The 12,390-nt window shown below is 63.2% G+C and carries 10 protein-coding genes; 5 read left to right on the forward strand and 5 right to left on the reverse strand.

Going from position 1 to position 12,390, the window contains the following annotated elements; genetic code table 11:
• Positions 1-95 precede the first annotated feature (95 nt).
• Positions 96-578, forward strand: coding sequence for a (2Fe-2S)-binding protein (locus tag HX792_RS22380; protein WP_176998134.1), 483 nt, complete (start codon positions 96-98; stop codon positions 576-578).
• A 5-nt stretch (positions 579-583) separates the two neighbouring features.
• Positions 584-4,099 (forward strand): molybdopterin cofactor-binding domain-containing protein, encoded by a 3,516-nt coding sequence (locus HX792_RS22385; RefSeq protein ID WP_176998135.1) that lies wholly within the window; start codon positions 584-586, stop codon positions 4,097-4,099.
• 128 nt (positions 4,100-4,227) lie between these two features.
• Here the strand turns inward: HX792_RS22385 and HX792_RS22390 are convergent, their stop codons facing one another.
• A complete protein-coding gene (locus HX792_RS22390; RefSeq protein WP_176998136.1) occupies positions 4,228-4,875 on the reverse strand; it encodes a TetR/AcrR family transcriptional regulator in 648 nt (215 codons plus the stop codon).
• Positions 4,876-5,034: 159 nt separating this feature from the next.
• Here HX792_RS22390 and ggt point away from each other — a divergent pair, with 159 nt between their 5' ends.
• Complete coding sequence (gene ggt / locus HX792_RS22395) at positions 5,035-6,759, forward strand: gamma-glutamyltransferase (protein ID WP_176998137.1); 1,725 nt, start codon at positions 5,035-5,037, stop codon at positions 6,757-6,759.
• Here the strand turns inward: ggt and HX792_RS22400 are convergent.
• From HX792_RS22400 to HX792_RS22415, 4 genes are all read right to left on the reverse strand, one after another.
• Positions 6,753-7,883, reverse strand: coding sequence for an NAD(P)/FAD-dependent oxidoreductase (locus tag HX792_RS22400; protein ID WP_176998138.1), 1,131 nt, complete (start codon positions 7,881-7,883; stop codon positions 6,753-6,755). The two genes, ggt and HX792_RS22400, sit on opposite strands and share 7 nt — an antisense overlap.
• A complete protein-coding gene (locus HX792_RS22405; RefSeq protein ID WP_176998176.1) occupies positions 7,880-8,413 on the reverse strand; it encodes an AAA family ATPase in 534 nt (177 codons plus the stop codon). The genes HX792_RS22400 and HX792_RS22405 overlap by 4 nt, the downstream gene beginning before the upstream one ends.
• On the reverse strand, positions 8,410-8,973 hold the full coding sequence (gene pnuC / locus HX792_RS22410) for a nicotinamide riboside transporter PnuC (protein WP_176998139.1): 564 nt from the start codon (positions 8,971-8,973) through the stop codon (positions 8,410-8,412). Before pnuC ends, HX792_RS22405 begins: the two co-directional genes overlap by 4 nt.
• Positions 8,974-9,121: 148 nt before the next feature.
• Entirely contained in the window at positions 9,122-10,756 is a 1,635-nt protein-coding gene (locus HX792_RS22415) for a methyl-accepting chemotaxis protein (RefSeq protein WP_176998140.1), read from the reverse strand.
• Between the two features lie 209 nt (positions 10,757-10,965).
• On the opposite strand from HX792_RS22415, the gene HX792_RS22420 reads away from it, so the two are divergent.
• A complete protein-coding gene (locus HX792_RS22420; protein ID WP_176998141.1) occupies positions 10,966-11,796 on the forward strand; it encodes an undecaprenyl-diphosphate phosphatase in 831 nt (276 codons plus the stop codon).
• Positions 11,793-12,176, forward strand: coding sequence for a DUF1294 domain-containing protein (locus tag HX792_RS22425; RefSeq protein WP_176998142.1), 384 nt, complete (start codon positions 11,793-11,795; stop codon positions 12,174-12,176). The genes HX792_RS22420 and HX792_RS22425 overlap by 4 nt, the downstream gene beginning before the upstream one ends.
• Positions 12,177-12,390 lie beyond the last annotated feature (214 nt).

A 12,390-nucleotide genomic window follows, 5' to 3' on the forward strand; every position in this document is an offset into this window, starting at 1 on the left:
ACCAGCCAAGTGTGTCGCGAGGCCCCAGGTCCGCGACGCTTTTTTTTGGCTGTTTCGTGTAGTGACCACTTCACCAATTGGCACAGGCGAAGCGAATGATCAGCCAGCACATCACGGTAGCGCTTGAGGTCAACGGCCAAACAAGCGAAGTCAGCGCCATGGCGGACACCCCGCTGTTACTGGTGCTGCGCAATGACCTGGAACTCAACGGCCCCAAGTACGGCTGCGGCCTGGGCGAATGCGGTGCCTGCACCGTGATCATCGACGGCGTGGCCGCACGGGCCTGTGTATTCCCGTTGGCCGGTGCGGTAGGCCGCCAGATCGTCACCCTGGAAGGCCTGGGCACACGCCAGGCGCCGCACCCGGTGCAACAGGCCTTTATCGACGAGCAGGCCGCGCAATGCGGCTACTGCCTCAACGGCATGATCATGACCGCCAAGGCCTTGCTCGACCGCAACCCCAACCCCAGCGAAGCCGAGGTGCGCAATGAACTCTCGGGCAACCTCTGCCGCTGCGGCACCCATATCGAAATCCTGCGTGCGGTGCTGCGTGCCGCTCGCCTCATGACGGTGGATTGATGAGCATGACCGACACGACCCTTTCCCGTGACCAGTGGCTGGCCAAGGCCGGTGTGTTGTTGATCGTCGATGACGTGTTGCCGCCGTCGGGGCCGGTGGCCAAGGGCGGCACGCCGACGGTGAAACCCAAGGAACTGGGGCTGTTTATCGCCGTGAACGATGACGGCCTGGTCTATGCCTTCAACGGCCATGTCGATCTGGGCACCGGCATTCGTACGTCGCTGGCGCAGATCGTCGCCGAAGAGCTCGATCTGGCGCTGGAGCAGGTCAAGATGGTGCTTGGCGACACTGAGCGCGCGCCCAACCAGGGGGCGACCATTGCCAGTGCGACCTTACAGATTTCCGCCATCCCGTTGCGTAACGCCGCAGCCGAAGCACGGCGTTTTCTGCTGGCGCGGGCGGCGGGGCGCTGGGGCGTGAGCACGGGCAGCCTCAAGGTGGAAGCCGGTGTGATCCACGCCGCAGACGGACGCACCACAACCTACGCCGAGTTGGTCAGCGGCCAGCACGATCAACTGCGCATCAGCGGTGATGCGCCACTCAAGGCCATCGAGGATTACCGCTTGGTCGGCAAGGGCGCGGCCCGGGTGGACATCCCCGGCAAGGCCACCGGCGAGCTGACCTATGTGCACGACATGCGCGTGCCCGGCATGCTTCACGGTCGGGTGGTGCGCCCGCCGTATGCAGGGCTTGATTGCGGGGAGTTTGTCGGCAATAGCCTGCTGAGTGTGGACGAGGCGTCCATCGCGCATATCCCGGGAATCGTCGCCGTGGTGGTGATCCGCGATTTTGTCGGCGTGGTGGCCCTGCGCGAAGAACAGGCGATCAAGGCGGCCCACGAACTGCAGGTGCACTGGAAACCCTGGAACCACGCCTTGCCGGACATGAGTGACGTGGAGCAGGCCATCCGCGACAACCCACGGGTCCGCCGCACCGTGCTCGACCAGGGCACTGTAGATGAGGCACTGGCCGGCGCCAGCCAGCGCATGCCGCGCAGTTACCTGTGGCCGTATCAGATGCATGGCTCAATCGGGCCCTCTTGTGGGGTGGCGGACTATTCGCCCGCGGGCAGTCGGGTGTGGTCGGGCAGCCAGAACCCGCACCTGTTACGCGCCGACCTGGCGTGGTTGCTGGAATGCGAGGAAGGGCTGATCGACGTGATCCGCATGGAAGCGGCCGGCTGCTATGGGCGCAACTGCGCGGATGATGTGTGCGCCGATGCCCTGTTGTTGTCCCGTGCCGTCGGCAAACCGGTGCGCGTGCAACTGACCCGCGAACAGGAACACCTGTGGGAGCCCAAAGGCACGGCGCAATTGATGGATGTCGACGGCGGGCTGAATGCTGACGGCAGCATCGCCGCCTACGACTTTGAAACCAGCTACCCCTCCAACGGCGCGCCGACCCTGGCGTTGCTGCTCACCGGTCGGGTAGAGCCGGTGGCCGCGATGTTCGAGATGGGCGACCGCACCTCGATCCCGCCCTACGACATCGACAACATGCGGGTGACCATCAACGACATGGCGCCCATCGTGCGCGCGTCGTGGATGCGCGGGGTGTCGGCACTGCCCAATACCTTTGCCCATGAATCCTATATCGACGAACTGGCCTTTGCCGCCGGCGTCGACCCGGTGGAATACCGCCTGCGTTACCTCAAGGACGAGCGTGCCATCGACCTGGTGAAATCCACCGCCGAGCGCGCCAACTGGTCGCCGCGCACCGCGCCGATGCAAACCGCCAACGAGGATCACCTGCTGCGCGGTCGTGGCTTCGCCTATGCGCGCTACATCCACAGCAAGTTCCCGGGGTTTGGCGCAGCGTGGGCGGCCTGGGTGGCGGACGTGGCCATCGACAAGCACACCGGCGACGTGTCGGTGACGCGGGTGGTGATCGGGCATGACTCGGGGATGATGATCAACCCGGCCGGGGTGCAGCACCAGATCCACGGCAATGTGATCCAGTCCACCAGCCGGGTGCTGAAGGAGCGGGTGACCTTTGAAGAGTCGACGGTGGCGAGCAAGGAGTGGGGCGGTTACCCGATCCTGACCTTTCCGGAAGTGCCGAAAATCGACGTGCTGATGATGCCGCGCCAGGACCAGCCGCCCATGGGCGCCGGAGAATCGGCGTCGGTGCCCAGTGCGGCGGCGATTGCCAATGCGATCTATGACGCCACCGGCATTCGTTTTCGTGAGTTGCCGATCACCCCGGAACGGGTATTGGCTGCGCTGAATGCCGGCACGTTGGGCGAACCGGCCAAGTCGCCGGAGAAACGCAAGAAGTGGTGGTTTGGCGCACTGTTCGCCGCCTTGGCGGCCACGGCCTGGCCGTTTCACAATGAAATCGCGCCGATTGCCCCGCCCGCTGCCGGCACCTGGTCCAAGGCCACCCTGGAACGCGGCCGCTTACTGGCGGCGGTTGGGGATTGTGCGGTGTGCCACACGGCACCGGGCGGTGCGACCAATGCGGGCGGGCTGGCCATGGAGACGCCGTTCGGCACGCTGTACAGCAGCAATATCACCCCGGACGTAAAGACCGGCATTGGCGCCTGGTCGTACCCGGCCTTCGAGCGGGCCATGCGCGACGGCATTGGCCGCGATGGGCGCAACTTGTACCCGGCGTTTCCCTATACGGCGTTTCGCAATATCAACGATGCCGACATGCAGGCGCTGTATGCCTACCTCATGAGCCAGGCACCTGTGAGCCAGGCGCCGACGCCGAATGCCATGCGCTTTCCGTTCAATATCCGGCCGTTGATGGCGGGGTGGAACGCGTTGAATTTAAGGCGCGGCGAAATCACCGTGCAGCTGGAGCGCAGTGAGCAATGGAATCGCGGCAATTACCTGGTCAATGGCCTGGGGCACTGCGCGGCGTGCCACTCGCCGCGCAACCTGATGGGCGCGGAGAAGGGCGGCAAGGCGTTCCTTGCAGGCGGCATGGTTGATGGTTGGGAGGCGCCGGCCTTGAATGGGTTGTCCAAGGCGCCGACGCCGTGGACCGAGGATCAGTTGTTCACGTATTTGAGTACGGGGTACTCGGACGCCCATGGCGTGGCAGCCGGGCCGATGGGGCCGGTGGTGAGTGAGTTGTCGAAACTGCCCAAGGCGGATATCCGGGCGATGGCGGTGTATCTGGCGTCGCTCAATGGCGAGGCGACGGCGCAGGCGCAAAGCGTCGCGGTGGTTGTGCCCAATCCCAGCGGCCGACGCATTTTCGAGGGCTCGTGCAAGGCCTGTCACGCCGATGGCCTGGGGCCGAAACTGTTTGGGGTGAGCCCGTCACTGGCCACCAACACCAACGTGCACAGTGAGCAGCCGGACAATTTGATCAAGGTGATTTTGCAAGGCATCAGCAATCCGGCGACCAGGGACCTGGGGTACATGCCGGGGTTCAAGGACAGTTTGTCCAACAGCCAGGTGGCGGATCTGGTGGCGTACCTGCGCGGGCAATTTGCGCCGAATGCACTGCAGTGGCAGGGCTTGGAGCAGAAAGTGGCGCACCTGCGGGCCAATCCCGGCACTCACTGATATTTCAGCCTTATGAAAATCAACTGTGGGAGCTGGCTTGCCTGCGATGGCGGTGAATCAGTCACTGAAAATGTTGACTGGCACACCGCCATCGCAGGCAAGCCAGCTCCCACAGTTTGATTCGGTTTCTACAGTGGACTGGGGGTGACGCCGCGCAGCACCAGGTCGGTGATGAACGCCAACCAATCCTGCTGCTGCCCCTTGTCCGTCAGGTCTTCACCGAGAAATGAGCTGAGGGTATGGCGGTTGGAGTTATAGAAGTAGCAGAGCGAGGCAATCATCAAATACACATGCTTGAGGTCCACGTCCTGGCGAAACACGCCTTGCGCCTGCCCAGCCTCGATGATCGGCCGTAACACGCCCACCGCTTCGCCTGACAACCGACGCATCTCGCCGGACTGCTGCGCATGCTTGCCCTGGTGCAGGTTCTCGATGCTCAGGATCGCCACGAATTCCGGGTGCTTGACGTAGTAGTTCCAGATAAACCCCACCAGATCACGCAAGGCCTGTACCGGCGCATCGAGGTCGAGCTTGAGCTTGCTTTCGGCTTTGTTGAACTGCTCGTAGATGTGTTCCAGCACGCAGACGAACAGGTGTTCCTTGCTGCCGAAATAGTAATAGAGCATGCGGTCGTTGGAGTCGGCTGCCTTGGAAATGCTGTCGACCCGGCCACCGGAATAACCATCGCGGGCGAACACCTTGACCGCCGCCTGCAGGATGCGTGCACGTGTCTGGTCCGCCTGTTGGGCACGAATGCCGGTCTTCTTGATCACCATGGGGAGCGCCTTGCGCGACAGTCAGGGCGCGAAATATAGCATGGGCATTTTTTCGGCCGTTCTGTGACCGACAAGTTCTGTAATAAAAACGCCATTGCACTGGGGATTGGATCCTGAACGGGCTATTTTGGTGCACCTCAATAACTAGAGTAGCCATGGATGAAATACCAACCCTTCAGCCGTACCTTGATTGCCACTGCCCTGGTGTTGACGGTCAGCGGTGTACAGGCCGCTTCCCAGGCCCCGGTGGCCGGTGAAAATGGCATGGTGGTGACCGCCCAGCATTTGGCCACTCATGTGGGTGTGGATGTGCTCAAGGCCGGCGGCAACGCGGTGGATGCGGCCGTCGCCGTGGGCTATGCGCTGGCCGTGGTGTACCCCGCGGCGGGTAACCTGGGCGGTGGCGGGTTCATGACCGTGCAACTGGCCGACGGGCGCAAGACCTTCCTCGACTTCCGCGAAAAAGCCCCGCTGGCGGCGACTGCCGACATGTACCTGGACAAGGACGGCAAGGTCATCGACGGCCTGAGCGCCAAGGGCCATTTGGCCGTGGGCGTGCCTGGCACCGTGTCCGGCATGGAACTGGCCCTGAGCAAATACGGCACCCTCAAGCGCGCCCAGGTGATTGCCCCGGCGATCAAGCTGGCGGAAAACGGCTTCGCCCTGGAGCAGGGTGATATCGACCTGCTGCACACCGCCACCGGCGAGTTCGAAAAAGACAAGGACATGCGCGGGATCTTCCTGCACAACGGCCAACCGATGCAGGTGGGCCAGAAACTGGTGCAGAAAGACCTGGCCAAGACCCTCAAGGAAATCTCCGCCAAGGGCACTGATGGCTTCTATAAAGGCTGGGTAGCAAAAGCGCTGGTGGATTCCAGCCAGGCCGGCAAAGGCATCATCACCCAGGCTGACCTGGACAAGTACAAGACCCGTGAGCTGGCGCCTATCGAGTGCGATTACCGTGGCTACCACGTGGTTTCGGCGCCGCCTCCAAGCTCCGGTGGCGTGGTGATCTGCCAGATCATGAACATCCTCGAAGGCTACCCGATGGCCGACCTGGGCTACCACTCGGCCCAAGGCCTGCACTACCAGATCGAAGCGATGCGCCACGCCTACGTGGACCGTAACAGCTACCTCGGCGACCCGGACTTCGTGAAGAACCCGATCGCCCACCTGCTGGACAAGGACTACGCCGCCAAGCTGCGCGCCGCTATCGAACCGCAGAAGGCCGGTGACTCCCAAGCCATCAAGCCCGGCGTGTCGCCCCATGAAGGCAACAACACCACGCACTATTCCATCGTCGACAAGTGGGGCAACGCGGTCTCGGTCACCTACACCCTCAACGACTGGTTCGGTGCGGGCGTGATGGCGAGCAAGACCGGCGTGATCCTCAACGATGAAATGGACGACTTCACCGTCAAGGTCGGCGTACCGAACATGTACGGCCTGGTCCAGGGCGAAGCCAACGCCATTGCGCCGGGCAAGGCGCCATTGTCGTCGATGAGCCCGACCATCGTGACCAAGGACGGCAAGGCGGTGATGGTGGTGGGTACGCCGGGTGGCAGCCGCATTATCACCGCGACCTTGCTGACCATCCTCAATGTCATCGACTACAAGATGAACATCCAGGAAGCCGTGGACGCGCCGCGATTCCACCAGCAGTGGATGCCTGAAACCACCAACCTGGAAACCTTTGCGGTCAGCCCGGACACCCAGAAGATCCTCGAAAGCTGGGGCCACAAGTTCGCTGGCCCGCAGGACGCCAACCACTTGGCCGCAATCCTGGTGGGCGCACCGTCCCTGGGTGGCAAGCCGGTGGGCAACAACCGTTTCTATGGCGCGAATGACCCACGCCGTAACACCGGTTTGTCCCTGGGTTACTGAGGCGTGAGGTGGTGATGCAGGTGGGCCAGGGACAGCGCAACGCTGTCATGGGATAACTGCAGGGCGGCGCCCTCGGCGCTGCCTTGGGCTGCCGGCATCACCCGTTCGAACATGTGAGTTTCATACGCCTGCACGGCTTTCGAGCCGTCAGGTGTCTCCAGCAGGTGCTGTGCCAGTTCGGCAGCATCGAGCATCGCCGCATTCACCCCTTCGCCACCAAACGGCGACATCAAGTGCGCCGCATCCCCGATCAACGTCAACCCGGGCCGATGGGCCCAGCGATGCCCGACGGGCAAGGCGTGGATGTGCCGGACGATCAGGGTAGGGCTGGCGGCATCGAACAGCGCCAGCACGTCCGGGTGCCAGCCTTGGAATTGGGTTTTCAGCGAGGGCGCGTGGGACAGGTCAATCGTGTTCGCCGCCCAGTCCGTAGGCACGCGGAAGATCGCATAGCCGCGCAGGTGCGCGTTGGCGTTGCGCTGCACGATGATCGAACGGGCTTCACCGGCCACTTGCAGCGTGCCGCGACCGACCAGGCGGGCGGCGAGTGGGTGCCTGAGGTCGGCGTCGTCGATGTTGAACTCAATAAAGGTCAACCCGCTGTACTGCGGCTGATAGGGCGACAGTAGCGGACGGATTTTCGACCAGGCGCCGTCGGCACCCACCACCAGGTCGAAGGGGCCGTGATGGAGGTCGCCTTGATGCAGCGTCCAGCGCTGGTCATCGCCCTGGCTGACGTGATGGATACTCACACCCCACTTCACACACCCCTCGGGCAGGGAGTCCAGCAGGATCTGGCGCAGCTGGGTGCGGTCGACTTCCGGGCGGTCGCCTGCCTCGGGGTTCGGGTCTTCAAACAGCAGCTGGCCGTGATGATCCATCAGCCGTGAGCCTTGGTCTTCATAGCGGGCGATACGTTTGAAGGCGTCTTCCAGGCCGGCTTGTTGCAACGCGAACTGGCCGGACTCCACGTGCAGATCCAGCGTGCCACCTTGCGGGCGCTCCAGCGGCCCGCGTTCACGCTCGAATACGCTGACGGCCACGCCGTGACGGCTGAGGATACGCGCCAGGGTCAGGCCACCAGGGCCGCCGCCGACGATGGCGATACGCAGGGGGTGAGTCATGCAGGCACCTCGGCAAGGAGTTGTTCAACGGCTTTGAACGCAATGACGCGGCGCGCTTCCCAGCTGCCACGAATGACCAGCGCTGGCTGCTGATGCCGTTCGATCCAGTCCAGGCTGCCCTGGAAAAACGCCTGGCGGTCCGCCAGTTCCGGTTGGCAGCGCTGGCCGTCGGCGGTCCACTCCACGTCCTCCGGTGACAGCACCAGGTGCAGGTCGTAGTGCCGTGCCAGCAGTTCGCTGTCGAGCCAGGCGGGGTAGTCGCCGAACAGGGTCTGGCTCCACAGCTTGTTGGTCAGCAAGTGCGTGTCGAGGATCAGCAGGTCGGGCTGTTCGGCGCGGGCGGCATCTTCCCAGGCCAGTTGGCCGTGGGCGATGGCGGGGATGTCGGCCAGGGTGGTGTCGCGCTGATGTTGGTCGATGAAGTGGCGCACGTATTCGCCGACCATCACGCCGCCAAAATGCGCTTGCAGTTCCGCCGCCAGCCAGCTTTTACCGCTGGACTCGGGGCCGGCCAGTACCACCACCTTCATGCGCGCAGCGCCGGGTCGGCACGCCATTCACGCCAGCCCTGCACGGCGATCACGGTGAACAGCGCGTACAGCGCGGCCGTGAGGTACAGGCCTTTGTAGAGGAACAGGCCAACGAAAATCACATCCACCGCGATCCACAACGGCCAGCATTGCACGCGCTTCTGCGCCATCCACATCTGCGCGACCAGGCTGAAACCGGTGAGGGCGGCGTCGAGCCACGGCTGGGCGGCGTCGGTCCAGTGGGCCATGGCCGCGCCCAACAACAGGCTGCCGGCCGCACCCACGGCCAGGCTGGTCATGATCGCCGGCCAGCCGAGGCTGGTGACCTGGCGACCCTGCTTGACCTCGCCGGCACGGGTCCACTGCCACCAGCCGTACACTTGCAGCGCGGCGTAGACCACTTGCAGCAGCATGTCGGAATAGAGTTTTACGTCGAAGAATATCCAGGTGTAGAGCAGCACCATCACCAGGCCGATGGGCCAGCACCAAGGGTTCTGTTTGACCGTCAGCCAGACAGCGATCACCCCCAGGGCGGCGGCGAACAGTTCAAGCCCGGACATGGCGGTTCCTTAGGGGAGACGAAGAGGGCGCTGATTGTAACCAAAGATGGTCCATTGTAGGAGCCGGCTTGCCGGTGATTCGCCCTTGGGTCTTGTGGCCATTTCAAGAGCGCTATCGCCGGCAAGCCGGCTCCTACAGGGGGCGGGGTTAGATTTTGAATGGGCGCAACAGGCCATCGAGTTGTTCGCTGAGACCGCGCAGGTGGGCGCTGGCGACGCTCGATTGCTCTGCCGCCAACGCGGTGCTGTGGGACAGGCCCGCCGCCTGGGTGACGTTCTGGTTGATGTCTTCAACCACATGGGCCTGCTGCAAGGTGGCGCTGGCGATCGAGGCGTTCAGGCCATTGAGGTTGCGCAGCGCCTGGCCGATGGCATTGAGGCTGGCACCGGCCTGGCCGGCTTGTTCGATGGTCAGTTGCGACGCGCTGTGGCTGTCGCTGATGACCTTGACCGCCGCTTCCGAGTGGCCCTGCAGGCGCTCGATCATCACCTGGATCTCGGCGGTGGACTTCTGCGTGCGCTGAGCCAGCAGGCGCACTTCATCGGCCACCACGGCAAAGCCCCGGCCTTGCTCGCCGGCGCGTGCCGCTTCGATCGCGGCGTTGAGGGCCAGCAGGTTGGTCTGGTCGGCGATGGAACGGATCACTTCGAGTACGCCGCCAATCTGTGTGCTTTCGCTGGACAGGGTGCGGATCACCTCCACGGCCTGGCTGATGGTGCCCGAGAGCTGGTCGATCTGCTGCAGGCTGCCGTCGATGTTCACCTGGCCTTGCTGCGCCTGGGCCTGGGCGTCACGCATTTCGCTGGCGGCGTGCTCGGCGTTTTTCGCCACGTCCTGCACACCGTAGGTCACTTCATTGATGGCGGTGGTCACCAGTTCCATCTGCTGCGACTGCTGCTGGCTGCGGTCATGGGCCTGGCTGGCATTGGTGCCCAGCTCGGTGGAGGACTGCCCGAGGGCGTTGGCGCACACCTGCAACTGGCCCACCACCTGGCGCAGCTTGGCGGTGAAGCTGTTGAAGTGCCGGGACAGCTGGGTCACTTCATCATTGCCGTGGGTGTCCAGGCTGCGGGTCAGGTCGCTTTCGCCGCTGGCGATATTGCCCATGGCATTCACCGCCGCCTGCAACGGGTTGACGATGCTGCGGGCGATCACTGTCACCAGCAAGGCCATGACCAGCGCAATGCCCAGGCCAATCAGCGAGGCTTTCCACACCTGGCCCTTGAACTCGGCCTGCACGTCGTCCACGTACACACCGGAACCGATGATCCAGCCCCAGGGTTCGAACAGCTGGATGTACGAGGTTTTCTCCACCGGCGCTTCGGCACCCGGCTTCGGCCAACGATAGTTGACGATGCCGGCGCCCTTGGCCTTGGCCAGGATCACGAACTCGTTGAACACCGCAAACCCGTCCGGGTCGCGGATGGCCGAGAGGTTCTGGCCGTCCAGCTTGGGGTTGGCGGCGTGCATGATCATCACGGGCGTGAGGTCGTTGATCCAGAAGTAGTCGTCGTGGTCGTAGCGCAGGCCGCGCACGGCGCTCAACGCCTGTTTCTGCGCGGCTTCGCGGGTGAGCACACCGGTCTTTTCAAGGTTCTGGTAATAGGCGAGGACGCCGCTGGCCGTCTGTACCACGTGCTGGGTCTGCTGGCGCTTGGCCTGGTAAAGGTCGCCGTGGATCTGCTTGAGCATCAGCAGGCCCAGGGTCAACAGCATCAACACGGCGACGATCAGGATCAGCCAGAGACGACGGCTGATCGACATGCTGCGCAAACTGTTCATGGTCCTGTCACTCCGTGCTTTTTATAATTGTGGGTGCTGCATCGACATTTCCGGCTTGTCTGATAGGCTTTCGGCCTGCAATCGGAAAACCTGAGTACTGCCTGATTTTTCACGCAATTTTTGCACGCCGGCGTTGACTATCAACACCGGGCCTTCGGTGCGCTCGCCTCTTTGAATCATTAGAAACACGCACGACCTTTGGGAGAAACATGGACATTTGGACCGCCATACAGGCATTGATTTTGGGCGTTGTGGAAGGACTGACCGAGTTCCTGCCGATCTCCAGCACCGGCCACCAGATCATCGTCGCCGACCTGATCGGCTTCGGCGGCGAACGCTTCGAAGCGTTCAATATCATCATCCAGCTGGGCGCGATCCTCGCCGTGGTCTGGGAATTCCGGCGCAAGATCTTCGACGTGGTCACCGGCTTGCCGACCCAGCGCAATGCCCAGCGCTTCACGGTCAACCTGATCATCGCGGTACTGCCAGCGGTGGTACTGGGGGTGATTTTTGCCGACCTGATCAAGCACTACCTGTTCAACCCGATCACCGTGGCGGCAGCCCTGGTCGTCGGCGGCGTGATCATGCTGTGGGCCGAGCGCCGCCAGCACGCTGTGCACGCCGAAACTGTGGACGACATCACCTGGAAAGACGCGATCAAGGTGGGCTTTGCCCAGTGCCTGGCGATGATCCCGGGCACCTCGCGTTCCGGCGCGACTATCATTGGCGGCCTGCTGTTCGGCCTGTCGCGCAAGACCGCCACCGAGTTCTCGTTCTTCCTGGCCATGCCGACCATGGTCGGTGCCGCCGTGTATTCGGGCTACAAGTACCGCCACCTGTTCCAGCCCGATGACCTGCCGGTGTTCGCCATTGGTTTTGTCACCTCGTTCATCTTCGCGATGATCGCGGTCAAGGCCTTGCTCAAGTTCATCGCCAGCCACAGCTACGCGGCCTTTGCCTGGTACCGCATCGCCTTCGGCCTGGTGATCCTGGCGACCTGGCAATTCGGCTGGATCGACTGGACCGCGGTCAAGCCATGAACATCCAGCACCCACGCCTCAAGGCGCTGATCTTCGTGCTGCTGTGCGCCGCGCCGCTGCTGGGCTCGGCCTTGCTCTGGCATCGCGGCGAAACGCTGATCCCGCTCGCGGCCTACGGCGTGGTCAGCGTGGTGGCGTTCCTCATGTATTGGAACGACAAGCGCAAGGCCCAGACCGAAGGCCGCCGCACCCCGGAAAACATCCTGCACGCCGTTGAACTGGCAGGCGGCTGGCCGGGCGCGTTACTCGCCCAGCAAGTCTTCCGGCACAAGACCCGCAAAGTGTCTTACCAAGTCCTGTTCTGGGTGATCGTGCTGTTGCACCAAGTGTTCTGGCTGGACCAACTGTTCCTGGGCGGTACGCTCCTGTCAGTCCTCTAGGCAAAACACCCAACGCTAACCACGATGCGAAGCGAGCCGCTCTTGTAGGAGCTGGCTTGCCGGCGATGCAGGCACCTTGGTGAATCAGGCATACCCGGTTGATGCCATCGCAGGCAAGCCAGCTCCCACAGTGAGGGCGCGCGTCATCGTTCGCGACCATCGCCGGCAAGCCGGCTCCTACAGTGGACCGTGTTTGCTTTTGCTCTACACCACT

Origin of the sequence: Pseudomonas sp. B6002 (genome assembly GCF_013385985.1) — a bacterium.
Taxonomy (GTDB): domain Bacteria; phylum Pseudomonadota; class Gammaproteobacteria; order Pseudomonadales; family Pseudomonadaceae; genus Aquipseudomonas.

Bases quoted from the DNA above. Each gene is read 5' to 3' on its own strand.
- HX792_RS22380 (WP_176998134.1), top strand. From the start codon at position 96: ATGATCAGCCAGCACATCACGGTAGCGCTTGAGGTCAACGGCCAAACA.
- HX792_RS22390 (WP_176998136.1), bottom strand. From the start codon at position 4,875: ATGGTGATCAAGAAGACCGGCATTCGTGCCCAACAGGCGGACCAGACA.
- pnuC (WP_176998139.1), bottom strand. From the start codon at position 8,973: ATGTCCGGGCTTGAACTGTTCGCCGCCGCCCTGGGGGTGATCGCTGTC.
- HX792_RS22400 (WP_176998138.1), bottom strand. From the start codon at position 7,883: ATGACTCACCCCCTGCGTATCGCCATCGTCGGCGGCGGCCCTGGTGGC.
- HX792_RS22420 (WP_176998141.1), top strand. From the start codon at position 10,966: ATGGACATTTGGACCGCCATACAGGCATTGATTTTGGGCGTTGTGGAA.
- HX792_RS22415 (WP_176998140.1), bottom strand. From the start codon at position 10,756: ATGAACAGTTTGCGCAGCATGTCGATCAGCCGTCGTCTCTGGCTGATC.
- HX792_RS22385 (WP_176998135.1), top strand. From the start codon at position 584: ATGACCGACACGACCCTTTCCCGTGACCAGTGGCTGGCCAAGGCCGGT.
- HX792_RS22405 (WP_176998176.1), bottom strand. From the start codon at position 8,413: ATGAAGGTGGTGGTACTGGCCGGCCCCGAGTCCAGCGGTAAAAGCTGG.
- HX792_RS22425 (WP_176998142.1), top strand. From the start codon at position 11,793: ATGAACATCCAGCACCCACGCCTCAAGGCGCTGATCTTCGTGCTGCTG.
- ggt (WP_176998137.1), top strand. From the start codon at position 5,035: ATGAAATACCAACCCTTCAGCCGTACCTTGATTGCCACTGCCCTGGTG.